This is a genomic window from Phenylobacterium sp. Root1290, assembly GCF_001425305.1.
Taxonomy (GTDB): Bacteria; Pseudomonadota; Alphaproteobacteria; order Caulobacterales; family Caulobacteraceae; genus Phenylobacterium.
Window position 1 is genome coordinate 335278 of record NZ_LMEE01000001.1, and the last position, 26414, is coordinate 361691.

The following is a 26414-nucleotide window of genomic DNA, read 5'->3' on the forward strand; positions in this document are numbered from 1 at the left end:
GTGCAGAAGCTCGGACTGATTGCGGGCGGCGGGAATCTGCCGGTCGAGATCGCTCAGCACTGCGAACGCGCTGGCCGGCCGTTCTTCATCATTCGCCTCAAGGGCTTCGCAGGCGAGGAGATCGCCCGTTTCCCCGGCGCCGACATCGGCATCGCCGAGCTCGGCAAGTGTTTCAAGGCCCTCAAGCGGGCCGGCTGCAAGGCTGTGACCCTGGTCGGCACCGTGGACCGGCCCGACTTCAAGGCGCTGACCCCCGATCTGCGCGGCCTGATGGCCTTGCCGGGCGTGATCGCGGCGGCGCGCCAGGGCGATGACGCCCTCCTGCGTCAGCTCCTGGGCGAGTTCGAGAAGGAAGGCTTCACCGTCGAGGGCGCGCACGAGGTGATGGGCGATCTGACCCTCGCCGCGGGCCCGCTCGGCGCCGTTGTCCCGACTGACGAGCAACTCGCCGATGTCCACCACGCCTTGCGCGTGGCCCGTGCGATCGGCCAGTTGGACGTGGGGCAGGGCGCTGTCGTCTGCGACGGCCTGGTTCTGGCCGTGGAGGCGCAAGAAGGCACCGACGCGATGCTGCGCCGGGTCGCGGAGTTGCCCCGCAACATCCGCGGAACTGCCGATGCGCCGCGCGGGGTCCTGGCCAAGGCGCCCAAGCCGATCCAGGAGACCCGCATCGACCTGCCGACCATCGGCCTCAACACCATTCAGCGCGCGGCCCAGGCCGGGCTCGCGGGCGTCGCCGGAGAAGTCGGCCGGTTGCTCGTGCTAGACCGCGAGGCGGTCATCGCCATGGCCGACGAACTAGGTCTCTTCGTGGTGGGCGTGGAGCCGCCCGAAGCGCCGTGACCAAGCCGCTCTGCGTCATGCTGGTCGCGGCCGAGGCGTCCGGCGACGACCGCGGTGCGGGCCTTGCCAAGGCTCTGCGCGCCCGGCTCGGCGACGGCGTCCGCTTCGTCGGCGTCGGCGGCGCGCGGATGGCGGCCGAGGGCGTTGATAGCCCCTTCGATATCGCCGAACTGTCGATCTTGGGCCTGCTGGAGGGGCTTCTAGCCTATCGGAAGGTCGTGGCCCGGGTCGAGGACACGGTCGCCCTGGCGCGTCGGGAAAAGCCCGACGTGGTGGTGCTGATCGACTCCTGGGGCTTCACGCTCCGCGTGGCGCAGCAACTGCGCAAGCTCGATCCCAATTTGCCCCTGATCAAGTACGTCGCGCCGCAGGTCTGGGCGACGCGGCCGGGCCGCGCGAAGACCTTGGCCGCAACGGTCGATCACCTGCTGTCGATTCACGTGTTTGACGCTCCGTATTTTGAGGCTGAAGGCCTGCCGGTCACCTTCGTCGGTAACTCCGCCCTGACCCTCGACTTTTCGAAGGCTGACGGCGGGCGCCTGCGGGCGCAGCTGGGCATCGCGCCGGAGGCGCCGGTTCTGCTGGTGCTGCCCGGCAGCCGGCCCGGCGAGATCAGCCGCGTGCTGCCGCCGTTCGCCGACGCCGTGGCGATTCTGAAAGCTGCGCGCCCCGATCTTCAGGTGATCATCCCCGCCGCGCCGACAGTCGCGCAGACGGTCAAGGATCAAGCCTCCAGTTGGGCCTATGTGGTCGAGGGGGAGGGTGCAAAGCTCGACGCCATGAAGGCGGCGACGGTGGCGATGGCCTGCTCTGGCACGGTGACGACGGAACTGGCGCTGGCGGGCGTGCCGATGGTGGTCGGTTATCGGCTTGGATCCATGACCCACGCGATCCTGAAGCGTTTGATCCGCACGCCCTACATCACGTTGTTCAATATCGCTGCGAAGGACTTCGTCGCGCCTGAACTGGTCCAAGACGACTGTAATGGGCCGGCTCTGGCCCGCGAGGTGGCCTTGCGCCTCGATGACCCGGCGCTGCGGGAGCATCAGGCGCAGGCTCAGACCGCAGCCCTGCAGAAGATGGGCCGCGGCGGGGCCGATCCTTCAGACGTGGCGGCCGACGCCGTCCTGAAAGTGCTGCGGGCGCGAGCGTAGCGGCGGCGCGTCGAGGACGTACTGCTGGATCTCGGGAGCCGCCACGCAGACGTGCAGCTCTGACCAGGTGGGGTTGACCGCCGCGACCCCAAGCTTGTGCAGCGCTGGCATGAAGCGATCTTCCAGATAGTCCTTCAAGTCGTCTTCGGTATCCCAGATGTCGACCGTGTGCGCGCCGGCCTCGTCGAAGGAGGCCATGTGCAGCAAGCAGCCGACGGGCGGATTGTGATCCCAATCGATCTCCGCGCGAACCTGCTCGTACATGTCGCGGGTGATGTGCGGTTCGTCCAGCTTCGCCATGAACGCCATGGGCGTGCTCCTCATTCGGGTTGGCGGAGGAACCCTACGAGCATCTCTGCGCATCGCAACCCAGGCGTATACCTAGGCGCCGGGCAGCAAAAAGCCCCGCCCGGCGGACCGGACGGGGCTTATGTCTTGCGCCTTGAAGCGGCTTAGCGCTTGTCGACCGAGACGTAGTCGCGCGGGCCAGCGCCCGTGTAGATCTGGCGCGGACGGCCGATCTTCTGCGACGGATCTTCGATCATTTCCTTCCACTGGCTGATCCAGCCCACGGTGCGGGCCAGGGCGAACAGCACGGTGAACATCTCCGGCGGGAAGCCGAGGGCGCGCAGGGTGATGCCCGAGTAGAAGTCGACGTTCGGGTAGAGCTTGCGTTCGATGAAGTACGGATCGCTCAGGGCGACCTTTTCCAGCTCCATCGCGACCTTCAGCAGCGGGTCATCCCCGTGACCGACTTCGGCGAGCACTTCGTGGCAGGTCTTCTGCATCACGGTCGCGCGCGGGTCGTAGTTCTTGTAGACGCGGTGACCGAAGCCCATCAGGCGATAGCGACGATCCTTAACGCCTTGAACGTACTCAGGAATGCGATCGACGGTGCCGATCTCCTTGAGCATGTTCAGCGCTTCTTCGTTCGCGCCGCCGTGGCTCGGACCCCAGAGGCAGGCGATGCCGGCCGCGATGCAGGCGAACGGGTTCGCGCCCGACGAACCGGCCAGGCGGACGGTCGAGGTCGAGGCGTTCTGTTCGTGGTCCGCATGCAGGATGAAGATGCGGTCCATGGCGCGGGTCAGCACCGGGTTCGGCTTCCAGTCCTCGGCCGGGACCGAGAAGCACATGCGCAGGAAGTTTTCCGAGTACGACAGGTCGTTGCGCGGATGCACGAACGGCTGGCCACGGAAGTACTTGAAGGCGCGCGCGGCGATCGTCGGCATCTTGGCGATGAGCCGGTGCGACGAGATCATCCGCTGTTCCGGATCATCGACGTTGGTGCTGTCGTGATAGAAGGCCGACAGGGCGCCGACGGCGCCGACCATGATCGCCATCGGGTGGGCGTCGCGGCGGAAGCCCATGAAGAACCTATCGAACTGCTCGTGCAGCATCGTGTGATAGGTGATGTTGTGTTCGAAGGTCTCGAACTCCTTGGCGTTCGGCAGGTCGCCGTTCAGCAGGAGGTAGCAGACTTCGAGGAAGCTGGACTTCTCGGCCAGCTGGTCGATCGGGTAGCCGCGATGCAGCAGCACGCCCTTGTCACCGTCGATGAAGGTGATCTTGCTTTCGCAGCTCGCCGTCGAGGTGAAGCCCGGGTCGTAAGTGAAGACGTCGGCCTCGGCGTAGAGTTTCCGAATGTCCACGACGGCGGGGCCGTCGGTGCCTTTGAGGATCGGCAGCTCGACCGACTTGCCGTCGAAACTCACCTTAGCCGTATCGCCCATGCCATTCCTTCCGTCTTGCAGGAGTTAAACGCCCGTTTCAGGTGCCTTATAGCGCCTTATGCGGACTGTGAAAGCGCGTCGTCGAGACGCCCCAAACTTTCCTGTTTCCCAAGGCTCACAAGGGCTCCAGCCAGATCCGGAGCCGGTGAGCCTCCCGAGAGGACGCCACGTAAGGCTGGGCCGAACTTGCCCATGCCAACGCCTTCGGCCTCAGCGAAGCCTCGCAGCGCCGCTTCCAGGGTCGAAACATCCCAGTTCGCCTGGCCGTCCAGGTGCGCCTTCAGGCGCGCGAGTCGGCCGCGGGTTTCTTCGGTCAGCAGGCCCTTGGCCTTTTCCGGCAGCTCCAGCGGCCGGCGCTTCAAGGCGAAGACCGTCGCGTCGGCGAGCTCGAGCATCGTCTTGGCGCCGTCGCGGACCAGCGGAATAGTCCGCTCGATGATCGCCTCATCGCCGTCTTGCAGCGGGAAGTCGCGGCTCTTGTGGACGCCGATGACCAGTTCAGACAACCGCCCAGGGTCGGCTTGGCGCAGGTAATGGTTGTTGAGGTGGTTGAGCTTGTCCCAGTCGAGGCGGGCGGGCGCGCCGACCACGTCCTTGACGTCGAACCAGCTGATCGCCTGTTCGTCCGAGAAGATCTCGTCGTCGCCATGGCCCCAGCCCAGCTTGGCCAGGTAGTTGCGCATGGCTTCGGGCAGATAGCCCATATCGTTGAATTCGCTGACCGCCTGGGCGCCGTGACGCTTGGAGAGCTTGGTCCCGTCCGGTCCGTGAATCAGCGGCAGGTGCGCCCAGATCGGAACGTCCCAGCCCATCGCCTGATAGATCAGGGTCTGGCGCGCGGCGTTGTTCAGGTGGTCGTCGCCGCGGATCACGTCGGTGATCCCCATGTCATGGTCATCGACCACGACTGCGAGATTGTAGGTCGGCGTGCCGTCGGAACGCAGCAGGATCAGGTCGTCCAGGGTCTTGTTCTGGAACGTCACCTGGCCCTTCACCTGGTCGACGATGATGGTCTCGCCCTCGATCGGACTCTTCAGGCGCACGACGTAGGGTTGGCCTTCGTCATAGTTTCCGGCCCCGCGATCGCGCCACGGCGAGCGGATCACCCGGCCCTCGGCGCGCGCGGCCTCGCGCTCGATCTCGAGTTCCTCGGCCGTCATGTAACAGCGATAGGCACCGCCGCGGGCCAGCATCTCGTCGACCACGGCGCGGTGCCGGTCGGCGCGGGCGAACTGGAACACCGGCTCGGCGTCCGGCTTCAGGCCCAGCCACTCCAGGCCGTCGAAAATGACCTGTACCGCCGCGTCGGTCGAACGCTCGCGATCGGTGTCTTCGATGCGCAGCAGGAACTGCCCGCCTGTGTGCTTTGCATAAAGCCAGTTGAAAAGCGCCGTCCGGGCCGTGCCAATGTGCATGGAGCCGGTGGGCGAGGGGGCGATCCGGGTGACGACGGGACGGTCGGACATCGAGGTAGGGGCTGTGACTTTAGCTGCCGCGCCTGACGTGGGCGCGGCGCCTCTTAACACGCCCTTTCCGCTGCGTCCTAGCCTTCGCCGCATCGCAGCATGGTTTGCCGATCAAGCCTCCGTGCAGACGATCAGCCTCTGGACGCCGGTGGCGTTCGGCTCGGGAGCGGCGATGTACCTGGCCCTGCCGGCCGAACCGCTGGCTCTCGTGGCATGGGCCGTTCTGGGGCTTGCGGGCCTGATGCTGCTCGCGGCGGCGCGGATGAATCTTGGCCGCCCTGCCGTCGTCTGCCTTGTCCTGACAGCGTTCGCGCTGGGCGGTTTCGCCGCCGCCAAGCTCCGGACCCAGTCCGTCCGTGCGCCGATCGCGCCGGCGGGCGGCGGGGTGCGCGCCATCGAGGGATTCGTGGTCGATGTCGCCAGCCCCGGCCAAGGCGGCCCACGGCTTCTGGTCGCGCCGATCCGGATCAGCGGTCTGGAGCCGCAGGCGACGCCTATCCGCATCAGAATCACCCTGCGCGACGACGATGCGCTTCCGGCGCCTGGAACGGCGATCTCGGTGAAGGGGATGATCAATGCGCCGCCGCCGCCCGCCAGTCCTGGATCATACGACTTCGCGCGCGACGCCTTTTTCGACGGCGTGGGCGGTGTCGGCTTTGCTCTGACCCCGATCGCAAGCACCCAGGCCGATCCGCCGCCTTGGCGATTGGCGCTGGAGATGAAGGTCAACGCTGTGCGCTGGGCATTGGCCAAACGCATCGTCGCGGAAATGGGCGTGGAGAGCGGCGGCCTCGCCGCGGCCATGACGACCGGGCACGAAGCCTTCGTGCCCAAGGAACAGGTGGAGGATCTGCGCGCCTCCGGGCTGGCGCACATCATTTCGATCTCCGGCCTGCACATGGCGATCGTCGGGGGCTTCACCTTCGCAGCCGTCCGCCTTGGCGTCGCCGCCTGGCCTTGGGCGGCGCTGCGCGTCTCGTCGAAGAAGGTGGCGGCGGCGGCCGGCCTCTTGGCGGTCATCCTCTATCTGGTGATTTCCGGCGCGCCGGCGCCGGCGGAGCGCGCCGCGATCACCGCAGGGGCTGCGTTCCTGGCCATCCTGGTCGACCGCCGGGCCATCAGCCTGCACACCTTGGCCATCGCAGCGCTGGTCATCCTGGCGATGCAGCCGGAAGCCGTGGCTGCGCCCGGATTCCAGATGTCGTTCGCCGCGACTGCGGCCCTGGTGGCGCTTGCCGAGGCCTGGCCCCGGCCGGCCAAGGAAATCAACACGCCCTGGCCGATCCGGACCGTCCAGGCGGTGGGCGTCTGGACGGTCGCCAGCATAGGCGCAAGCTTCGTCGCGGGCCTGGCGACGGGGCCGTTCGCCATGCAGCACTTCAATCGGGTCTCGACGTTCGGGCTGGTGGCCAACCTGCTGACGGCGCCGATCTCGTCGTTCCTGATGATGCCGGCCCTTGCGATCGGCGCAGTGCTGGCGCCGCTGGGGCTGGGCGCGGTTCCCCTGGCCGCCGCGGACGTCGCCATCGACACCATGAACATGGTCGCCTCGTGGGTTGCGGGCATGCCCGGCAGTCAGCGCATCTTCGCCAGCGCGCCGGCCTGGACCCTCCCGGCGGCCTTCATCGGCATCCTCTGGCTCTGCCTTTGGAAGGGGCCTTTGCGCTGGCTGGGCCTGCCGTTGGCGCTGGCGGTCTGGCTCACCCCACGGCCGCCGGCCCCGGATGCGTGGATATCGGCGGACGGGGCGACCGTCGCGGTCCGCCGCGGCGACGAGGCCGTGCTGCTGCGACCCGACGCCAAGTTGTTCGCGGCCGAGCTATGGGCCCGCCGCCGTGGTCTGGTGGTCGCCATGCCCGAGGCCCGGGGCGGCGGGTATGACTGCGATCGCTGGTCTTGTGCGCCGCTGAAGGACAGCGCCGATCCGCGCATCGCGGCGATCTTCACCCGGCGCGTTTCGACCATCCAGAAGAAGCAGCCGTTGTTCTGCGCTTGGGCCGAGGTCGTCGTGATCCGTGGGCAGGCTGCGCCGTGCCCAACCGCTCTGACGCTGACGGAGCAAGATTTCGCGCGTGGCGGCTCGGCCGAGCTCTACCGCGAAGCGTCAGGCTGGCGGATCGTCTGGGCGCAGGACCTGCGTGGTCAGCGGCCCTGGAGCCGCTGAACCGGTCAGTGGTAGCGGCGGATCAGGCCGACGAGACGGCCTTGCACCTGCACCTGGTCGGGTCCGAAGATGCGGGTCTCATAGGCGGGGTTCGACGCTTCGAGCGCGATCGACGCGCCCTTCTTGCGCAGCCGCTTGAGCGTGGCTTCCTCGCCCATCACCAGGGCCACGACGATGTCGCCCGAGTTGGCCGTGTCGGTCTTCCGGATCACGACGTAATCGCCGTCGAGGATGCCGGCGTTGATCATCGAGTCGCCGGCGATCTCGAGCACGAAGTGTTCTCCTGCGCCGAGAATGGTCTCTGGCACCGGAATCCGGTCGCGCTCCTGCTGGATCGCCTCGATCGGCGTGCCGGCGGCGATGCGGCCAAGGATAGGCAGGTCGCGCGTGTCGTTGGCGATCGGCATGGCCGGCATGTCGCCGCCGCCTTCGACAAGGTGCGGCTTGAACGGCGCCCGGCCCTTCGGCGGCGCGGCGGTCGTCGCCTGTTGCGGCAGTTTCACAACTTCCAGCGCCCGGGCCCGATGGGGCAGGCGGCGGAGAAAGCCGCGCTCCTCCAGCGCCGTGATCAGCCGGTGGATGCCCGACTTGGACGCGAGATCCAGCGCTTCCTTCATCTCGTCGAACGACGGCGAGACCCCGGTTTCCTTGATCCGCTCATGGATGAACATGAGAAGTTCGTGCTGTTTACGGGTGAGCATGGCTGTCGAGCCCTTGAGAACAAAGCGCTAACGTCACGAATGTTCTCTAGGTGTTCTAGGTTAATGTCAAGTTACCGTTGAGCCTTTGAAAAGCTAGGCTTTTTGGGTCGCTTGAGGCCGTTCGGCGGCGACTCAGGCGAGCAGGGCGCGGGTCGCGGCCGTGACGTCGGCCTGGCGCATCAGGCTCTCGCCGACCAGCATCGCCCGCGCGCCGCACCGCTCCAGGCGGGTGACGTCCAGAGGGGTGAAGATGCCGCTCTCGGTGACCAGCAGCGCGTTGTCGGGCGTTGCATCGGCCAGGCGTTCGGTGATGGAAAGGTCCGTCTCGAAGGTCCGCAGATTGCGGTTGTTCACGCCGACCAGGGTCGCGCCCAGCTTGCCGGCGCGCGCCATCTCGTCTTCGTCGTGCACCTCGACCAGCGCATCCATGCCAAGGCGTGCGGCCTCGGACATCAGGTCGGCGGCCAGAGCGTCATCGACCATGGCCATGATCACCAGGATGGCGTCGGCGCCGAGAGCGCGGGCCTCAGGCACCTGCCAGGGATCGACCAGGAATTCCTTGCGCAAGGCGGGCAGGGCCACGGCGTCGCGGGCGGCGGTCAGGAACCCGTCGGCGCCCTGGAAGCTCGGGCCGTCGGTGAGAACCGACAGGCAGGCGGCGCCCCCGGCCTCGTACGCCTGCGCCAGGGCCGGCGGATCGAAGTCCTCGCGGATCAGGCCCTTGGAGGGCGAAGCCTTCTTGATCTCGGCGATCAAGGCCAGCTTGCCGGGAGCGTGGGCGCGCTCCAGCGCGGCGCGGAAGCCGCGCGGCGCCGATGCGGCCTGAGCCGCGCTCTCGAGGTCGCTCAGCGTCCGCTGGGCTTTGCGTGCGGCGACTTCCTCGCGCTTGTAGGCGGCGATCTTGTCGAGGATGTCGCTCATGCCGTGGTCACCTCGACAAGTTTGGCGAGGGCGGCCTTTGCGCGGCCGTCGTCGATGATCTGGCCGGCCAGCTCGACGCCTTCGCGCAGGGTCTCGACCTTCTCGCCGACCAGGAACGCGGCGGCGGCGTTGAGCTGCACGATGTGTCGGTAGGCCCCCGGCGCGCCATCCAGCAGTTCGCGCAAAGCGACCGCGTTCTGCGCCGGCGAGCCGCCGGTCAGGTCGGCGAGCGCGGCCCGCGGCAGGCCGACGGCTTCAGGCGTGATTGTGAACAGGCGAACTTGGCCGTCGCGGTACTCGGCGACGCTGGTCTCACCCGTGGTAGTCATCTCGTCCAGGCCGCCGCCGTGGACGACCCAGGCGCGCTCGGCGCCCAGCGCGCCCAGCACGCGAGCGAGGGGCTCGACCCAGCGGTCGGCGAAGACCCCCATCACCTGGCGTTGGGCGTGCGCCGGATTGGTCAGCGGCCCCAGCAGGTTGAAGATGGTGCGGAAGCCCAGGTCGGTCCGGATCGGGGCGACGTGGCGCATGGCGCTGTGATGCGCCGGGGCGAAGAAGAACGCGACATTGGCCTCCTCCAGCGCCCGCAGCTGCTGCTCGGGCGAGGCGGCCAGATTCACGCCCAGTTCGGTCAGGACGTCGGCGGCGCCGGAGCGTGACGAGACGGCGCGGTTGCCGTGCTTGGCGATCTTCAGCCCCCCGCCGGCGGCGACGAAGGCCACGGCGGTCGAGACGTTGAGCGTGTGCAGGCCATCGCCGCCGGTGCCGCAGACGTCCATCACCTGGAAGGGATGGTCGAGCGTTACGGCGGCCTTGCGCATGGCGCGGGCGCAGGCGGTGATCTCGCCGGTGGTCTCGCCGCGCATGCGCATGGCGGTGACGGCGGCGGCCACCTGGGCCGGGGTCGGCTCGCCACGCAGGCAGGCGGCGAAGAACTCGCCGGCGTCGTCTTCGGTCAGGGTCCCGCCGTCCGCGAGGCGGCCCAGAAGCGGCTTGAAGGCGTCGGACATGTCTTAGGCGTCGACCTGGGGCTCAACGCCCGCGAGCTTGAGGAAGTTGGCCAGCATGGCGTGGCCGCCTTCGGTGGCGATGGACTCGGGGTGGAACTGGACGCCGTGCACAGGCTTGGTCTTGTGCTGGAAGCCCATGACTTCGCCGTCCTCGGTCCAGGCCGTCACCTCGAGCACCGCCGGCATGGTCGCCTGGTCCACCGAAAGGCTGTGGTAGCGGGTCGCCGTCACCGGATTGGGGAGGCCGGCGAAGATGCCCTTGCCCTCGTGTTGGATCGGGCTGGTCTTGCCGTGCATGATCGCCTTGGCGCGGATCACGTCGCCGCCATAGGCCTGGCCGATGGCCTGGTGGCCCAGGCAAACCCCGAGGATCGGCAGGTCGTCCGGCGCGGCCGCCAGAAGGTCCAGGCAGATCCCGGCCTCGTTGGGGGTGCAGGGGCCTGGCGAGAGCAGGATGCCTTGCGGCTTAAGGCCCAGGGCCTCTTCGACGGTCAGCGCGTCGTTGCGATAGACGAGCGTCTCCGCGCCCAGTTCGTTCAGATAATGAACCAGGTTGTAGGTGAAGCTGTCGTAGTTATCGATCACCAAGATCATAAGGGTTCTCTAGGCTCGGCCCGCCCCAACGCCAAGCCCCGATTGCCCAGGCGCGCTGTTGGCGGGATGCTGTGTCCATGACGCCTGCCGATTCCGCCCTCGACCCTGACCAGATGGCCTATGCCCGCAGCCTGCTGCGGCCTCCGGTCTATCGCGAACGGGCCTGGCCGGCCCTCGGCGCGGCGGCGTTCGCGGCCGTGGCGGCGCTGGCGCTCGCCGTGGCCATGATCACCGCCCCGCCCGTGACGACCACTCATGTGGTCGAGCGCGCGCCCTAGACCCTTTTCGGCCCAAGTATGGGCCGAACAAAAGGGTCTATCTTCAAATATTTAGAGCGTGACGGTCGCTTCAACCGGCGACCACTTGAAGCTGTCACGCTCTAGACGAATCGCCAGGATTCCTCGGCGGCGCGGCGCAGGGCTCGGGCCTTGTGCAGGGTCTCGTCGTACTCGGCGTCCGGATCGCTGTCGGCGACCACCCCGCCGCCGGCCTGGACGTACATCTGGCCGTCCTTGAAGCAGGCCGTGCGCAGCACGATGCAGGTGTCCACCGAGCCGTCGGCGCCGAAGTAGCCGACCGCGCCGGCATAGGCGATGCCGCGCTTCTCCAGCTCCAGCTCGTCGATGATCTCCATCGCCCGCACCTTCGGCGCGCCCGACAGGGTGCCGGCGGGCAGGGCGGCCATCAGCACGTCGATGGGATCGAGCCCTTCGGGGGCGTCGCCCTCGACGTTCGAGACCAGGTGCATGACGTGGCTGTAGCGCTCGACGAAGTACGAGTCGGTCACCCGCACCCGCGGCCCGCGCGAGACGGGCTGGGGCTCGTTGGAGCCCTGGTTCTTCAGCATCGCCACCCGGCCGACATCGTTGCGGCCAAGGTCGAGCAGCATCAGATGCTCGGCGCGCTCCTTGGGATCGGCGATCAGTTCGGCCTCAAGCGCGCGGTCTTCCTCGGGCGTGGCGCCGCGCGGCCGCGTGCCGGCGATCGGCCGGATGGTGATCTTGCCGTCGCGCAGCCGGACCAGAATCTCCGGGCTGGAGCCGGCCAGCTGGAAGTCGCCGAAGTTCAGATAGAACAGGAACGGCGAGGGGTTCATTCGCCGCAGCGACCGATAGAGCGCGAACGGATCTTGCGCGAAGGGCGCGCGGAACCGGTGGCTGGGCACCACCTGGAAGATGTCGCCGGCCAGGATGTAGTCCTTCGCCCGGGCCACGATGCGGTGATAGTCCTCGCGGCTCACTGGCGTGGTGAAGCGGTCGGGCTCGGGCGCTGCAGCGCCGGTCAGCGGCGGGGCGGCGCCCTTGAGGTCCGCGGCGACCTCGGCGAGGCGGGCCTTGGCGTCCTCATAGGCGGCCTTGGCGGTGATCTCCGACGGACGGACCGTGGTCACCAGCACGATTTCCTGGGCGATGGCGTCGAAGATCGCGACCATCGAGGGGCGGATCATCAGGCCGTCCGGCAAGTCCAGCGGATCGGGATTGACGTTCGGCAGCCGCTCGACCAGGCGGATCATGTCGTAGCCGATCGCGCCGAAGACGCCCGCCGACATCGGCGGCAGGCCTTCGGGCAAGTCCAACCGCGAGCGGGCGACCAGATCGCGCAGCGAGTCCAGCGCGCCGCCGGCCTGCGCCTGGAAGCGCCCGGCCGCGATGTCAGGCCCGACCGCGATCTCGGCCTTGTCGCCGCGGCATCTCCAGACGAGGTCGGGCTTCATGGCGATCACCGAGTAGCGGCCGCGATGCGCGCCGCCTTCGACGGACTCGAACAGGAAGGCGTAGGGCCGTCCGTGGGCGATCTTCAGATAGGCCGATACCGGCGTTTCCAGATCGTCGATCAGCCTGGTCCAAACGACCTGCGGCGCGCCTTGAGAGTATTTCGCCTCAAAGTCCGCAAACGCAGGATCGATCGTCACTTCGCCTTCTCCGTCTTGGCCGCCGGCTCGGCGGCCTTTCCTTTTTCGATCGGCGGCAGGCCGAGGGCCGCGCGCGCCTTGTCCGGATAGACCTTGGCCTTCACCTCGGTGCGGGCCGCCTTGCGAGCGGCGCCGCCCAGGTCGCGGAACAGCGCCATGGTCACCTGCGGACGCACCTCTTCGGTGATGCGGGCCAGCGTCGGGCCGCTCGGCGCGCGAACGGCTTCCAGCTTGCCGACGATCAGGCCGAACTGAGTGCCTTCCGCCGTGAACACGTCGCCCTGCTTGCCGCTGAACGCCTTGCCCAGGGCGTCGCGCGACAGCGCGGTGCTTTGCGCCGCGTTCTGGCGGTCGAGGTTGGTGACATGCACCACCTTGGCGCCGGCCGAGGCGGCGACCGCGTCCAGGCTCTCGCCCTTCTTGACGCGAGCGGCCAGTTCGTCGGCGCGTGCCTGCATGGCCTTCACCAGTTCGCGCATCATCCAGAAGCGCGTCAGCTGCGGCTTGACCTCGGCCAGCGGGGGCAGGGCCTTGGGGATGATCCGCTCGACGCGAACCGCGAAGTAATTACCTTCGCCGGCATCCTGGACTTCGCTCTCGCCGCCGGCCGGGAGGCTGTATGCGAGTTCGAGCATCTTCGGGGTCACGCCCGGAACCGGCTGGCCTTGCTGGCCTTGGCCCTGCTCGGTGACGGGGCCGATGGTGAAGGTCGGCACACCGGCCTTCTTGGCCGCCTCGACCAGGTTGGCGCCGTCGGCGCGGGCGTCCTCATAGGCCTGGCTCAGCGCATAGACCTTCTCGGCGGCGGCGTCCTTGCGGAGCTCCGCCTCGATCTGCGGACGAACCTGATCCAGCGTCACGGCCTGGCCAGGGGTGACCTTCGCCACCTTGACCACGGCCATGCCCAGGTCGCCCTGGATCGCGGAGATCTGGCCGTCCTTCAGCGCGAACGCCGCGGCGCCCACGCGCTTGTCGGCGACCGCGCTCTGCGGCTTGTCGGCATAGGTGATGGCTTCGACGCCGGTGGACTTGGCGACAGCGGCGGGATCCTCGCCCTTGCTCAGGCGCGCGACGATCGCCTGGGCGGCTGCGGCGTCCTTGGCGGGGATCTGGATCAGGGTGCGGGTTTCGGGACGCGAGAGCGTGTCCTTGCGGAAGTCGAAGCGCTTCTGGACCTCGGCCTGGTCGATGGCCACGTCGCCGCCGACCTGGGAGGGCGTGAAGGCGACGACGGTCAGGACCCGGAACTCCGGCAGCGTCATGCGCTCGGCGTTCTCCTTCATGAACGCCTGCAACTGCGCGTCGGTCGGCTGGGCCGGCTGCGGCACGGTGCGCGGATCGATCACGAAGTAGCCGACGTCACGCGCCTCGAGTTCGTAAAGGGCGGTCAGGGCGCCATAGGCGCGCGGCACGCGCAGCCCGTTCACCATCGCTGCCGCCGTATGCGACTCGGCGATCTGGTCGCGCAGCAGCGTTTCGAAGCGCGCCGGATCCAGGCCGTTCTCGCTCAGCCGCTGCTGATAGAGCGCCTTGTCGAACGCCCCGGACACCGGGTTGAAGAACGCCGGAATCTTGCGCAGCTCCGACTCCATCAGGGTGTCCGAGGGGTGGATGCCGATCTTGCGCAGCATCTCACCGAAGGATTCGCGCGTGGCGATCTCGTCCATCAGCCGGACGTCGAGGCCCGCCTGCGCGGCTTCCTCGATGGTGATCGGCCGCTTGGTCTGCTCTTCGGCGCCCTTGCGGAAATTGTCGAACTCACGCCGGAAGTCGGGACCGGACACATGGCGCGATCCGGCCTTCACGACGTCGTTGGTGTAATTGCCCTGGAAGGCGTCGTTCACGCCAAAGATGGCGAAGCTCAGGACGAGCAAGCCGATGAGGACGGCGGCGACCCAGGATTTAGCGAATTTTCGGGTGGCGGACAGCATATGACCCTACCGGAGCCCCTTCGGCGCGAATGTGGAACGGCGGGTATAGTGGAGGCGGCTTCCCCCCCGCAAGCACGTGACAGAAGAAGCAGCATAGCTTAACGGCGCTGCGACCCACGAAATTCGAGGCAAGACATGACTTCTCCCACCCCTTTGATCGCCGGCAATTGGAAGATGAACGGGGGCGCGGCGTCGCTGGCGGAAGCCCAGGCCGTGGCCGCGGGCGTCCAATCGGCCAAGGTTCGCGTGGCGATCTGCCCTCCCTCGACCCTGGTCGATCGCGCCGCTTCTGCCCTGAAGGGCAGCAAGGTTCTGGTCGGCGGGCAAGACTGCCGCGCTGAGCCGTCGGGCGCTTTCACGGGCGATGTGGCCGCCGAAATGCTGGTCGATGCGGGCGCCGCCCTGGTGATCCTCGGTCACTCCGAGCGGCGCGCCGGCTACGGTGAGACGGACGAAGTCGTCGCGGGCAAGGTCGGCGCTGCGCTGCGCGCGGGCCTGGAGCCGATCGTTTGCGTCGGCGAGACCCTGGGCGAGCGCGAGGCCGGCAAGGCCCTGGCCGTTGTGACCGGGCAGGTGAGGGGCTCGCTGCCCGCCGATCTGGCCGGCAAGGCGTTCTGCGTGGCCTACGAACCCGTCTGGGCGATCGGCACGGGCCTGACCCCGACGACGCCGCAGATCGAGGAGGTTCACGTGGCCATCCGCGCGACCCTGGTCGAGATGTTCGGCGATCACGGCAAGAGCGTCGCCATTCTGTACGGCGGCTCGGTGAAACCCTCGAACGCGGGCGAAATCCTCAACGCAGCCGAAGTGGGCGGCGCCCTGGTCGGCGGCGCCTCGCTCAAGGCGCAGGACTTCCTGGGCATCATCAACGCGATCTGAGCCCATCACGGTCAGCCGTGGGGCCCCTTGAGCTCCACGGTGTTGCCTTCGGGGTCCTTGATGTAGATCGAAGGACCTTCGCCATCGGCCCCGAAACGCGGCGCCTGTTCGCCGATTTCAACGCCGTGGGCGGTCAGATGCGCGCGGATCGCGGCTTCATCGAATGGGCGGACGGCGAGGGCGAAGTGGTCGAGGTTGCGGGCCTCCGCGCCCGGTGCGGCGCCGCCCATTCTGCCCAGCTTGCCGTCGACGGTGATGAGGTCGATCAGCGAGGCGCCGACCCGCATGTGGGTCATGCCCAGGTCCGGGCGATCCCATTCGACTGGGCATCCCAGCACGTCGCGATAGAAAGCGACCATCCGGTCCTTGTCGACGACGCGCAGGACGATGTGGTCGAGGCCGATGGTCTGGATGGGATGGGTCATGCGGCTTTAGTTATGTCGCCGCCGGACGCTGTCTAGAGCAGCAAGCCGAACAGACGACAATCGCGATGCTCGCCGTCGCGCAGGATGTGGCCGCGCAGCAGGCCTTCTTCTTCAAAGCCCAGCTTCTCGAGCAACGCGTCCGACCGTAGGTTGCCCAGATGGGTCCTGGCCGACAGCCTGCGCAGCCCCATGGTCGCGGCGAAGCTGACCACCGACCGCATCGCCTCCAGGGCATAACCCCGGCCCCAGGCCCCGCGGCCCAGCAGGAACCCGATCTCCGCGCGCTTGTGCCAGCGGTCGATATCCGAGAGATCGCAGGCGCCGAGGAACTCCGCGCCGCTCAGAGTGTGGATCGTCCAATGCAGGGCCTTGCCGTCCTCGACGGCTGCGACTTGCCCCTCGACGATCACGCGGACCAGGTCGGGATCGTCGACTTCCGGGATGTCCCAATGGGCCATGACCTCAGGATCGCTCAGGACCGGAAACAGCAACTCGGCGTCGGACGCCGCCAGCGGCCGCAGACTGAGACGTTCGGTTTCCAGAATCATGGTCTTGCCCGCGCGATGCGACGCCCTAGCTATGGCCTTGTGCGCCGCCTAGTGGTAGAGCGCGCGCTTCATTTCGGTGCGGGAGACCGGCCGGAGGCATTGGATACGTCATGCTGCTCGGCATTCTGCTTACTATTCACGTCATCGTCTGCATCGCGCTCATCGCGGTGGTCCTGCTGCAACGCTCGGAGGGCGGCGCCCTTGGTATGGGCGGCAGCACCGGCGGCCTCATGACCGCGCGGGGCGCTGGCGACCTGCTGACCCGCACGACCTGGATTCTCGGGGGCGTCTTCTTCGTCCTCAGCCTGACGCTGACGGTCCTGGCCGGCCAGGAGCGTGGCGCCTCGTCGGTCGTCGACCGCATCAAGGTCCAAGGCATCGATCCGAACCAGCTGAACCAACCGACTGCGCCGCAACCGGCCGCCCCGAGTGACGCGCCGGCCCCGCTGACCGCGCCGACTCCGCAGGTCCGCAGCCCCTTTGAAGCCCCCGCCCAACTCCCGGCCGCCCCGCAGACCGCCCCCGCGGCGCCGTCCAACCCCTAAGCCCTAGAGTGATCGTGAGCCCCACAGAAAAGCCGCTTCGGCGGCTCGTTCGGCGTTTGTGCACGCCGGCAATCGCAGAATTTTGCTCTCAATCCACAGGCTTTGGCGAATCGCCGCAGGGCGCCCGACGCGAATCGGAGGTAATCTGAACGCCCATGGCCCGGTACATTTTCATCACCGGCGGCGTGGTCTCCTCCTTGGGAAAAGGTCTCGCTTCCGCCGCCCTTGGCGCGCTTCTGCAGGCTCGCGGCTATAAGGTCCGCCTGCGCAAGCTCGACCCCTATCTGAACGTCGATCCGGGGACGATGAGTCCCTATCAGCACGGCGAAGTCTTCGTGACCGACGACGGCGCTGAGACCGACCTGGATCTGGGGCACTACGAGCGCTTCACCGGTGTGAACGCCACCAAGGCGGACAACATCACCACCGGTCAGATCTACAAGACGATCATCGAGAAAGAGCGCCGCGGCGACTATCTCGGCGCGACGGTGCAGGTGATCCCGCACGTCACGGACGAGATTCGGAACTTCGTCCTGTCCGATCCGGGCGAGGGCGTTGACTTCGTGCTGGTCGAGATCGGCGGCACGGTCGGCGACATCGAGGGCCTGCCGTTCTTCGAGGCGATCCGCCAGCTGGGCCAGGAGCTGCCCCGCGGCCACGCCTGCTACATCCACCTGACCTTGCTGCCGTACATCAAGACGGCCGGCGAGATGAAGACCAAGCCGACCCAGCACTCCGTCAAGGAACTGCGCTCGATCGGCATCCAGCCCGACATCCTGCTCTGCCGTTGCGAGCAGCCGATCCCGGCCAGCGAGCGCCGCAAGATCGGCCAGTTCTGCAATGTGCGTGAGAGCGCGGTGATCCAGGCGATGGACTCGCCGAACATCTACCACGTGCCTCTGGACTATCACGCCCAGGGCCTGGACCGCGAAGTGCTGTCGGTGTTCGGCCTGCTGGACACCGCGCCGGCGCCTGACCTGACGCGCTGGCAGTCGATCTCCAACACCCTGACCAACCCGGACGGCGAGGTGAACATCGCCATCGTCGGCAAGTACACCGGCCTGACCGACGCCTATAAGTCGCTGGTCGAGGCCCTGGTGCACGGCGGCGTCGCCAATAATGTCCGCGTCAAGTTCGACTGGATCGAGGGCGAAGCCTTCGAGCGGGAAGAGGGGCTCATTTCCGAGCGCCTGACCGGCGTGCACGGCGTGCTGGTCCCCGGCGCCTTTGGCGAGCGCGGTTCGGAGGGCATGATCCGTGCGGTCCGCTTCGCGCGTGAGCACGAGGTGCCGTACTTCGGCATCTGCTTTGGCATGCAGATGGCGATGATCGAGGCGGCGCGGAACCTGGCCGGCATCAAGCAGGCCTCGTCGACCGAGTTCGGCCCGACGTCGGAGCCGATCGTCGGCCTGATGACCGAGTGGGTTCGCGGCAACGAACGCGAGACCCGCAAGGAAGGCGACGATCTGGGCGGCACCATGCGCCTGGGCGCCTATGAGGCGGTGCTGACTCCGGGATCGAAGGTCTCGGAGATCTACGGCGGCGCGACCATCAGCGAGCGCCACCGGCATCGCTACGAGGTGAACATCACCTATCGCGAGGCTATCGAGGGAACCGGCCTCTCGTTCTCGGGCCTCTCGCCCGACGGCGTGTTGCCGGAGATCTGCGAGCGTAGCGACCATCCGTGGTTCGTCGGCGTCCAGTTCCACCCCGAACTGAAGAGCCGGCCCTTCGAGCCGCACCCGCTGTTCACCGGCTTCATCGGCGCCGCCAAGGAGCGGAGCCGGCTGGTCTAGGCCCAGAGAACTCCCTCCCCATCCTTGGGAGGGAGCGCTAGCCTTGGGTCATGCTTACGCAGGATGACGTCCGGCGGCTCGCGCTCGCCCAGCCAGAGGCCTACGAGGCCGATCATCACGGCATGCCGTCGTTTCGGGTCGGCAAGAAGATCTTCTGCACGATCCACCAGGACCGGCCGCGGACGATGCTGAAGCTCGACCCTGAGGATCAGCGCAACCTCAGCGAGGGACGGCCTAGCGTGATCGAGCCTGTGCCAGGTTTCTGGGGCAAGAACGGCTCGACCTTTGTGTGGTTTGAGCGAATCGACGAGCCGGATCTGGCCGGGCTGATGCGAATGGCCTGGGTTCAGGTGGCTCCGAAGTCCTTGCTGGCAAGGGTTTCTGGCGAGATTCACAACGGCGGTTGAAACCTCGGACGTTTTCCGGCATACACCCGCGCTCACGTCGGCGGCCGCCCGTTCGGCCGCCTTCTCATTTTTCTACGCCTGCGAGATTTTCCGATGGCCGTTCCGAAGCGAAAAGTATCCCCCTCGCGGCGCAACATGCGACGTTCGCACCACGCGCTGGGCGCCAATTCCTATGTCGAAGACAAGGAAACCGGCGAACTGAAGCGTCCGCACCACGTGGACCTGAAGACCGGCATGTACAAAGGCCGCCAGGTCATCACGCCGAAGGCCGACTAAGCCTTCGTCGTTTCGACGCCCCGCGCGTCGGCGAGTTTCCGAAAGCCCCCGTCCGGATGCCCGGGCGGGGGCTTTTGCGTTGGCGCCTGCGGGCGAAGTGGCTAAACCGACCCGCGCCATTCCGACAAAGACCTGGAGCTCCCATGACCGAGATCGTCGACATCACAGCCCGCGAAATCCTGGATAGCCGCGGCAATCCGACGGTCGAAGTCGACGTCATCCTGGAAGACGGCTCGCTGGGCCGCGCCGCGGTGCCGTCGGGCGCTTCCACCGGCGCCCACGAGGCCTCGGAGAAGCGGGACGGGGACAAGAGCCGTTACGGCGGCAAGGGCGTCCTGCAGGCCGTCGAGGCCGTCAACAGCGAGATCTATGACGCCCTGTCGGGCTTCGACGCCGAAGATCAGCGTCGCCTCGACCAGCGGCTGATCGAGCTGGACGGCACGCCGAACAAGGCTCGCCTGGGCGCCAACGCCATCCTGGGCGTCAGCCTGGCCGCCGCCAAGGCCGCGGCGATCAGCGCCGACCTGCCGCTCTACAAGTACGTCGGCGGCGTCTCCGCCCGCGTGCTGCCCGTGCCGATGATGAACATCATCAACGGCGGCGCGCACGCAGACAATCCGATCGACATCCAGGAATTCATGATCCTGCCCACGGGCGCCCCGACCTTCGCCGAGGCGCTGCGCATGGGCGCCGAGATCTTCCACGGCCTGAAGAAGGCCCTGAAGGACGCCGGCCATAACACCAACGTCGGCGACGAGGGCGGCTTCGCCCCCAACATCGGCTCGGCCGAAGAGGCGCTGGCCTTCATCGTGAAGGCGGGCGAGGCGGCCGGCTACAAGGCGGGCGCCGACTTCCAACTCGGCCTGGACGTCGCCTCGACCGAGTTCTTCAAGGGCGGCAAGTACGTGCTGGAAGGGGAGGGCAAGACCCTCGATCCGGCGGGCATGGTCAAGTACCTGGAAGGTCTGGTGAAGAACTTCCCGATCGTGAGCATCGAAGACGGCGCCGCCGAGGACGATCTGGAAGGTTGGAAGCTGCTGACTGAGACCCTTGGTGGAAAGGTCCAGCTGGTCGGCGACGACCTGTTCGTGACCAATCCGGCCCGCCTGTCGATGGGCATCGACAAAGGTCTCGCCAACTCGATCCTGGTGAAGGTCAACCAGATCGGCACTCTCTCCGAGACCATGGACGCTGTCGATATGGCCCATCGAGCCGGCTACACCTCGGTGATGAGCCATCGCTCGGGCGAAACCGAGGACTCGACCATCGCCGACCTCGCGGTCGCCATGAACTGCGGGCAGATCAAGACCGGGTCGCTGGCCCGTTCGGACCGCACCGCCAAGTACAACCAGCTCCTGCGCATCGAGGAAGAGCTGGGCGACCAAGCGATCTACCTCGGCGCCAAGGCGCTGAAGCGCCTCTAGGCGCGCATTCGGCGGCGGGCTGGATTTCCGGCCCGCCAATCCGGCGTTTGTAACCGGAAATTAAGCACGTTTGCGTGAGATGTCGCTGATCAGGAGTCCAAGATTCGACCGTGTTCGCGCGTTTCCGCCCATATCTGCCGACAGCGGCGCTTCTGCTCCTGATCTGTTACTTCGGGTATCACGCCTTCACGGGTGAGCGCGGCCTTCTCTCCTCCACCCAACGGGACGTCGCCCTCGCTGCCAAGTCCCAGGAGCTGTCCGATCTGCGCGCTCAGCGGCAGGATTTGGAAGCCCGCGCCAAGCTGCTGCGCGATTCGAGCCTATCTGCCGACCTACTGGAAGAACGGGCCCGTTCCCTGCTAGGTTTCGGGCATCCGAACGACTATGTGGTCCGCGTGAAGCCCTAGGGCGGATTCGTTCGTTCATTAACGACCCGAAAGCGTGGAATTTAACCGCGCAAAATCATTCCTACGGGAGAGACAGATGGCGCGTGGGCAAACTAGCTCCGCAGCTAAGCGGAAGAGCAGTGACTCCAATGCCGGCGGCGGCGCTGCAGGTGCGGTGACGAAGGACGAGCTGCTTAAGTACTACCGCGACATGCTTTTGATCCGGCGCTTCGAGGAGCGGGCCGGGCAGTTGTACGGCATGGGGCTGATCGGCGGCTTCTGCCACCTCTACATCGGCCAGGAGGCGATCGCGGTCGGCGTCCAGGCGATCAAGGAGTCCGGCGATCAGGTCATCACCGGCTATCGAGATCACGGCCACATGCTGGCCTGCGGCATGGACCCGCGCGAAGTCATGGCCGAGTTGACCGGCCGCGCTGGCGGTTCGTCCAAAGGCAAGGGCGGGTCGATGCACATGTTCTCGACCGAAGCAGACTTCTACGGCGGCCATGGAATCGTCGGGGCGCAGGTTGCGCTCGGCACCGGCCTGGCGCTCGCCAACCACTACCGCGACAACAAGAAGGTCTCCTTCACCTACTTCGGGGATGGCGCGGCCAATCAGGGTCAGGTCTACGAGAGCTTCAACATGGCTCGGCTGTGGAACCTTCCGGTCGTGTACGTGATCGAGAACAACCAGTACGCCATGGGCACCTCGATCGAGCGGTCGTCGTCCGAAACCCACCTTTACAAGCGCGGCTCTTCGTTCCGGATCCCGGGTGAAGAGGTCGACGGTATGGACGTTCTGGCCGTGAAGGCCGCCGCCCAGAAGGCGGCCGACCACGCGCGTTCCGGCGAGGGGCCGTACATCCTCGAGATGAAGACCTATCGCTATCGCGGCCACTCGATGAGCGACCCGGCCAAGTATCGCACGCGTGATGAAGTCGACGAGGTCCGCAAGACCCGTGACCCGATCGACCATGCGCAGGAACTTCTGGCCAAGAAGGGGTGGGCCGACGAGGCCGCGCTCAAGGCCATCGACGCGGAAGTGAAGGCCATCGTCGCCGACGCCGCCGAGTTCGCCCGCACCTCGCCCGAGCCCGAAGCCTCGGAGCTCTACACGGACGTCTATCTGGAGGCCGCCGAGTGACCGACGTCCTTATGCCTGCGCTTTCCCCGACCATGGAGGAAGGCACCCTCGCCAAGTGGCACGTAAAGAAGGGCGACACCGTCCGGTCCGGCGACGTGATCGCCGAGATCGAGACCGACAAGGCGACCATGGAGGTGGAGGCCGTCGACGAGGGCGTGATCGAAGAGATTCTGGTCCCCGAAGGCGCCGAGGCGGTGAAGGTCAACACGCCCATCGCCCGGCTCGCCGGCGAGGGCGCTCCGGCGACCGCGCCGGCCGCGCCTGCCCAGTCCTCGGGCGAACCGGAGAAGGCGGCTCCCGAGGCTGTGGAAGCGCAGCCGGAAGGTGAGGCCACTGCGCCCGTGACCCCGAAGGTCGAGCTGCGGGATCCGGAAATCCCGGCCGACGCCAAGCTGGTCAAGACGACCATCCGCGACGCCCTGCGCGACGCCATGGCCGAGGAGATGCGCAAGGACGACAAGGTCTTCCTGATGGGCGAGGAAGTCGCCCAGTACCAGGGCGCCTACAAGGTCTCGCGCGACCTGCTGCAGGAGTTCGGCGACAAGCGCGTCATCGACACGCCGATCACCGAGTACGGCTTCGCCGGTCTTGGCGTCGGCGCGGCGATGGCTGGGCTCAAGCCCATCGTCGAGTTCATGACCTGGAACTTCGCCATGCAGGCGATCGACCACGTCATCAACTCCGCCGCCAAGACGCTCTACATGTCCGGCGGCCAGATCAAATGCTCGATCGTGTTCCGCGGCCCGAACGGCGCCGCCGCACGCGTTGGCGCGCAGCACAGCCAGGACTACTCGGCCTGGTACGCCCAGGTCCCGGGGCTGAAGGTCGTCGCCCCTTACGACGCGGCCGACGCCAAGGGCCTGCTCAAGGCCGCGATCCGCGACCCCAACCCGGTCGTCTTCCTCGAGCACGAGATGATGTACGGGCAGGAGTTCGACGTCCCTGCGGACACCGACTGGGTGGTGCCGATCGGCAAGGCCAAGGTACGGCGCACGGGCAAGGACGTCACCATCACCTCGCACTCGCGGATGGTGGGCTTGGCGCTCAAGGCGGCCGAGGAACTGGCGGCCGAAGGCATTGAGGCTGAGGTCATCGACCTGCGGACCCTGCGTCCGCTCGACCACGAGACGATCGTCGAGAGCGTGAAGAAGACCAACTGCATCGTCACGGTCGAGGAAGGTTGGGGTCCGATGGGGGTCGGCGCCGAGGTTGTCGCGCGGGTGCTGGAGCACGCCTTCGACTACCTGGATGCGCCGCCGACCCGCGTGCACCAGAAAGATGTCCCGCTGCCGTACGCGGCCAATCTGGAAGCCCTGTCCCTGCCCTCGGTCGAGGACATCGTGAAGGCGGTCAAGGCGGTCACCTACAAATGACCGTCGGAACCATCGCCGCTCCGGCTCCCGTCCTGCTCAGCGTCTGAGACCCGCCAATGTCCATTGATGTTCTGATGCCCGCGCTCTCTCCCACCATGGAGGAGGGCACGCTCGCCAAATGGCACGTGAAGAAGGGCGACAAGGTCTCCTCCGGCGACGTGATCGCCGAGATCGAGACCGACAAGGCGACCATGGAAGTGGAAGCTGTCGATGAAGGTGTCGTCGAAGACATCCTCGTTCCCGAGGGCTCCGAGGGCGTGAAGGTCAACACCCCCATCGCCCGCCTGGCTGGTGAGGACGGCGCCTCCGCTGCTCCGGCGGCCAAGGCGGAGCCGGTGAAGGCTGAGGCGGCGCCGAAAGCCGAAGCAGCGAAGGCCGCACCGCCCAAGGCCGAAGCCGCGCCGTCCGCCAAGCCGACGGCGCAGACGCCGGCCGCGCCCGCTCGCCACTCCGGAGAACGGATCTTCGCCTCGCCGTTGGCCCGCCGGATCGCCGGGCAGAAGGGGCTGGATCTCGCCCAGATGCAGGGATCGGGTCCCCACGGCCGGATCATCAAGCGCGACGTCGAAGGCGCTACGCCCCAGGCCGCCAAGCCGGCCGCCGCCGGGGCGACGTCGGCCGCGCCCCGCCAGGCGCAGACCCTGGCTCAGATGGGCATTCCAGACGGCAGCTACGATCTCATCCCGCTGGACGGGATGCGCAAGACCGTCGCCCGACGCATGACCGACAGCTTCCGGGACGTGCCGCACTTCCCGCTGACCATCGACCTGGAGATCGACGGGCTGCTGGCCAGCCGCGCCAAGATCAACGCCATGCTGGAGAAGCAGGGCGTGAAGGTCAGCGTCAACGACCTGGTCATCAAGGCCGCCGCCGTTGCGCTCAAGCAGGTGCCGGAGGCGAACGCGTCGTATTCGCCCGAGGGCATCGCGATGCACCACAACGCCGACATCGCCATGGCCGTGGCGATCGAGGGCGGCCTGATCACCCCGATCATCCGCAAGGCCGAGACCAAGGGCCTGGCGCAGATCGCCGTCGAGGCCAAGGACCTGGCCGAGCGAGCCCGCACCCGCAAGCTCAAGCCCGACGAGTTCCAGGGCGGCACCTTCTCGGTGTCCAATCTCGGCATGTTCGGGATCAAGTCGTTCGGGTCGATCATCAACGAGCCGCAGGGCTGTATCCTGTCGGTCGGCGCGGGCGAGCCCCGGCCGGTGGTCAAGAACGGCCAGCTGGCGATCGCCACGGTGATGACCGTCACGCTCTCCTGCGATCATCGCGTGGTCGACGGCGCCACCGGCGCCCGTTGGCTGCAGGCCTTCAAGGCCCTGATCGAAGATCCCATCACGATGATCGTCTAAGGCAAGTCACATGGATTTCGACGTCATCGTCATCGGCTCCGGCCCGGGCGGCTATGTCACCGCCATCCGCGCCAGCCAGCTCGGCCTCAAGACCGCCATCGTCGAACGCGAGGCGCTGGGCGGGGTGTGCCTGAACTGGGGCTGCATCCCGACCAAGGCGCTTCTGAAGTCCGGCGAGGCCTATGAAAATCTCAGCCATCTGGCCGACTACGGCCTGAAGATCGAGAAGGCGAGCTTTGACTTCAGCAAGATCGTCGAGCGTTCGCGCAAGGTCGCCGGCCAGCTGAATTCCGGCGTCACCTACTTGATGAAAAAGCACAAGATCGAGGTCATCGAGGGCGTCGCCAAGCTCGACAAGGGCCAGGGCGCGCCGAAGGTCGTCGTGGCGCTCAAGGCCGGCGGGTCGCGGACTGTCCAGGCCAAGCACGTGATCCTCGCCACAGGCGCGCGGGCCCGCACGGTTCCGGCGGTCGGCATGGAGCCGGACGGCGAGCGGATCTGGACCTATCGCGAGGCCATGGTCCCCAAGGCGGCGCCGAAATCTCTGATCGTCATCGGTTCGGGCGCGATCGGGATCGAGTTCGCCAGCTTCTATCGGGCTCTGGGCTCGGATGTGACCGTGATCGAGGCGCTGCCGCGTATCCTCCCGGTCGAGGACGAGGAAGTTTCCAAGGCGGCCCACAAGGCTTTCGAGAAGCGCGGGCTGAATTTCCGGGTCGGGGCGAGCGTCAAGAAGCTCACCAAGTCGAAGAGCGGCGTCTCGATCGAGCTTGAGTCTGGCGGCAAGACTGAAACGTTGGAGGCTGACATCGCCATCGTCGCGATCGGCATCGTCGGCAATGTCGAGGACCTTGGCCTTGAGGCGCTCGGCGTGAAGATCGAGAAGACCCACATAGTGACCGACGCTCACGGAGAAACGGGCGTGCCCGGCCTCTACGCCATCGGCGACGTGGCCGGCCCGCCGTGGCTGGCGCACAAGGCGAGCCACGAGGGCGTGCACTGCGTCGAGCACATCGCCGGTCTCAAGCCCAACAATCTGAGCTCGCCAATTCCGGGCTGCACCTATTCGAGCCCGCAAATCGCGTCTGTCGGCCTGACCGAGGCGCAAGCCAAGGAGCAGGGCATAGAGGCCAAGGTCGGCCGCTTCCCGTTCAAGGTGAACGGCAAGGCCATTGCGTCGGGCGATACGGACGGCTTCGTGAAGACCGTATTCGACGGCAAGACCGGCGCCTTGATCGGCGCCCACATGATCGGCGCCGAAGTCACCGAGATGATCCAGGGCTTCACGCTGGCGATCACGCTCGAGGCCACTGAGGAAGAAGTGTTCGCGACGGTGTTCCCGCACCCGACGCTGAGCGAGGCCATGCATGAGGCTGCGCTCGACGCCTACGGGCGTGTGCTCCACATCTGAGTGGGAAAGGACGCTC

26 protein-coding genes are annotated in these 26414 nt (G+C 67.0%); 15 read left to right on the plus strand and 11 right to left on the minus strand.

Annotated features, from left to right (window positions below):
- Entirely contained in the window at positions 1-843 is an 843-nt protein-coding gene (locus ASC79_RS01635) for an LpxI family protein (protein ID WP_056018716.1), read from the plus strand.
- Positions 840-1997: a lipid-A-disaccharide synthase gene (lpxB, locus tag ASC79_RS01640; protein WP_082531888.1), complete on the plus strand. Its 1158-nt coding sequence runs from the start codon at positions 840-842 to the stop codon at positions 1995-1997. The genes ASC79_RS01635 and lpxB overlap by 4 nt, the downstream gene beginning before the upstream one ends.
- On the opposite strand, the gene ASC79_RS01645 is transcribed toward lpxB, so the two are convergent.
- The 3 genes from ASC79_RS01645 to gltX form a co-directional block, all read right to left on the minus strand.
- The gene (locus tag ASC79_RS01645; protein WP_056018717.1) at positions 1947-2306 is read right to left on the minus strand and encodes a hypothetical protein; all 360 of its coding nucleotides are present in this window, start codon (positions 2304-2306) and stop codon (positions 1947-1949) included. The genes lpxB and ASC79_RS01645 overlap by 51 nt on opposite strands.
- Before the next feature lie 143 nt (positions 2307-2449).
- Complete coding sequence (gene gltA / locus ASC79_RS01650; protein ID WP_056018720.1) at positions 2450-3730, minus strand: citrate synthase; 1281 nt, start codon at positions 3728-3730, stop codon at positions 2450-2452.
- A gap of 56 nt (positions 3731-3786) precedes the next feature.
- Positions 3787-5196, minus strand: a complete 1410-nt coding sequence (gltX, locus tag ASC79_RS01655; RefSeq protein WP_056018724.1) for a glutamate--tRNA ligase — start codon at positions 5194-5196, stop codon at positions 3787-3789.
- A 121-nt stretch (positions 5197-5317) separates the two neighbouring features.
- On the opposite strand from gltX, the gene ASC79_RS01660 reads away from it, so the two are divergent.
- Positions 5318-7360, plus strand: a complete 2043-nt coding sequence (locus ASC79_RS01660) for a ComEC/Rec2 family competence protein (protein WP_327082814.1) — start codon at positions 5318-5320, stop codon at positions 7358-7360.
- A gap of 5 nt (positions 7361-7365) precedes the next feature.
- On the opposite strand, the gene lexA is transcribed toward ASC79_RS01660, so the two are convergent.
- The 4 genes from lexA to ASC79_RS01680 form a co-directional block, all read right to left on the minus strand.
- Positions 7366-8061: a transcriptional repressor LexA gene (lexA, locus tag ASC79_RS01665; protein WP_056018730.1), complete on the minus strand. Its 696-nt coding sequence runs from the start codon at positions 8059-8061 to the stop codon at positions 7366-7368.
- 132 nt (positions 8062-8193) lie between these two features.
- Positions 8194-8982: an indole-3-glycerol phosphate synthase TrpC gene (trpC, locus tag ASC79_RS01670; protein WP_056018733.1), complete on the minus strand. Its 789-nt coding sequence runs from the start codon at positions 8980-8982 to the stop codon at positions 8194-8196.
- A complete protein-coding gene (trpD, locus tag ASC79_RS01675) occupies positions 8979-9992 on the minus strand; it encodes an anthranilate phosphoribosyltransferase (RefSeq protein ID WP_056018736.1) in 1014 nt (337 codons plus the stop codon). Before trpD ends, trpC begins: the two co-directional genes overlap by 4 nt.
- A gap of 3 nt (positions 9993-9995) precedes the next feature.
- On the minus strand, positions 9996-10586 hold the full coding sequence (locus ASC79_RS01680) for an aminodeoxychorismate/anthranilate synthase component II (RefSeq protein WP_056018738.1): 591 nt from the start codon (positions 10584-10586) through the stop codon (positions 9996-9998).
- A gap of 77 nt (positions 10587-10663) precedes the next feature.
- Here ASC79_RS01680 and ASC79_RS01685 point away from each other — a divergent pair, with 77 nt between their 5' ends.
- Positions 10664-10864: a hypothetical protein gene (locus tag ASC79_RS01685; protein WP_056018741.1), complete on the plus strand. Its 201-nt coding sequence runs from the start codon at positions 10664-10666 to the stop codon at positions 10862-10864.
- Between the two features lie 101 nt (positions 10865-10965).
- Here ASC79_RS01685 and trpE read toward each other — a convergent pair whose 3' ends face one another.
- Positions 10966-12498, minus strand: coding sequence for an anthranilate synthase component I (gene trpE, locus ASC79_RS01690; RefSeq protein ID WP_056018744.1), 1533 nt, complete (start codon positions 12496-12498; stop codon positions 10966-10968).
- Positions 12495-14429 (minus strand): peptidyl-prolyl cis-trans isomerase, encoded by a 1935-nt coding sequence (locus ASC79_RS01695; protein ID WP_056018747.1) that lies wholly within the window; start codon positions 14427-14429, stop codon positions 12495-12497. Before ASC79_RS01695 ends, trpE begins: the two co-directional genes overlap by 4 nt.
- A 135-nt stretch (positions 14430-14564) precedes the next feature.
- Here ASC79_RS01695 and tpiA point away from each other — a divergent pair, with 135 nt between their 5' ends.
- Positions 14565-15308 (plus strand): triose-phosphate isomerase, encoded by a 744-nt coding sequence (gene tpiA, locus ASC79_RS01700; RefSeq protein WP_056018750.1) that lies wholly within the window; start codon positions 14565-14567, stop codon positions 15306-15308.
- A gap of 11 nt (positions 15309-15319) precedes the next feature.
- Here the strand turns inward: tpiA and ASC79_RS01705 are convergent, their stop codons facing one another.
- Both ASC79_RS01705 and ASC79_RS01710 read right to left on the minus strand, forming a co-directional pair.
- Positions 15320-15733 carry a VOC family protein gene (locus ASC79_RS01705; protein ID WP_056018754.1) on the minus strand — a complete coding sequence of 138 codons (414 nt, stop codon included), beginning with the start codon at positions 15731-15733 and terminating at the stop codon, positions 15320-15322.
- Between the two features lie 32 nt (positions 15734-15765).
- A complete protein-coding gene (locus ASC79_RS01710) occupies positions 15766-16281 on the minus strand; it encodes a GNAT family N-acetyltransferase (RefSeq protein ID WP_056018757.1) in 516 nt (171 codons plus the stop codon).
- Positions 16282-16391: 110 nt separating this feature from the next.
- Here ASC79_RS01710 and secG point away from each other — a divergent pair, with 110 nt between their 5' ends.
- The 10 genes from secG (at position 16392) to lpdA (ending at position 26398) form a co-directional block, all read left to right on the plus strand.
- Positions 16392-16826 (plus strand): preprotein translocase subunit SecG, encoded by a 435-nt coding sequence (secG, locus tag ASC79_RS01715; protein ID WP_056018760.1) that lies wholly within the window; start codon positions 16392-16394, stop codon positions 16824-16826.
- Positions 16827-16981: 155 nt separating this feature from the next.
- Complete coding sequence (locus ASC79_RS01720) at positions 16982-18622, plus strand: CTP synthase (RefSeq protein WP_056018763.1); 1641 nt, start codon at positions 16982-16984, stop codon at positions 18620-18622.
- A gap of 50 nt (positions 18623-18672) precedes the next feature.
- The gene (locus ASC79_RS01725; RefSeq protein ID WP_056018766.1) at positions 18673-19029 is read left to right on the plus strand and encodes an MmcQ/YjbR family DNA-binding protein; all 357 of its coding nucleotides are present in this window, start codon (positions 18673-18675) and stop codon (positions 19027-19029) included.
- Positions 19030-19122: 93 nt separating this feature from the next.
- Positions 19123-19305: a 50S ribosomal protein L32 gene (rpmF, locus tag ASC79_RS01730; RefSeq protein ID WP_056018768.1), complete on the plus strand. Its 183-nt coding sequence runs from the start codon at positions 19123-19125 to the stop codon at positions 19303-19305.
- A 143-nt stretch (positions 19306-19448) separates the two neighbouring features.
- On the plus strand, positions 19449-20729 hold the full coding sequence (gene eno / locus ASC79_RS01735; RefSeq protein ID WP_056018772.1) for a phosphopyruvate hydratase: 1281 nt from the start codon (positions 19449-19451) through the stop codon (positions 20727-20729).
- Positions 20730-20839: 110 nt separating this feature from the next.
- Positions 20840-21136, plus strand: coding sequence for a septum formation initiator family protein (locus ASC79_RS01740; RefSeq protein WP_056018775.1), 297 nt, complete (start codon positions 20840-20842; stop codon positions 21134-21136).
- Between the two features lie 76 nt (positions 21137-21212).
- Complete coding sequence (gene pdhA / locus ASC79_RS01745) at positions 21213-22259, plus strand: pyruvate dehydrogenase (acetyl-transferring) E1 component subunit alpha (RefSeq protein WP_056018778.1); 1047 nt, start codon at positions 21213-21215, stop codon at positions 22257-22259.
- Positions 22256-23632 carry a pyruvate dehydrogenase complex E1 component subunit beta gene (locus ASC79_RS01750; RefSeq protein WP_056018781.1) on the plus strand — a complete coding sequence of 459 codons (1377 nt, stop codon included), beginning with the start codon at positions 22256-22258 and terminating at the stop codon, positions 23630-23632. Before pdhA ends, ASC79_RS01750 begins: the two co-directional genes overlap by 4 nt.
- A gap of 56 nt (positions 23633-23688) precedes the next feature.
- On the plus strand, positions 23689-24987 hold the full coding sequence (locus ASC79_RS01755; protein ID WP_056018784.1) for a pyruvate dehydrogenase complex dihydrolipoamide acetyltransferase: 1299 nt from the start codon (positions 23689-23691) through the stop codon (positions 24985-24987).
- 10 nt (positions 24988-24997) lie between these two features.
- A complete protein-coding gene (lpdA, locus tag ASC79_RS01760) occupies positions 24998-26398 on the plus strand; it encodes a dihydrolipoyl dehydrogenase (RefSeq protein ID WP_056018786.1) in 1401 nt (466 codons plus the stop codon).
- The last annotated feature ends 16 nt before the right edge of the window (positions 26399-26414 follow it).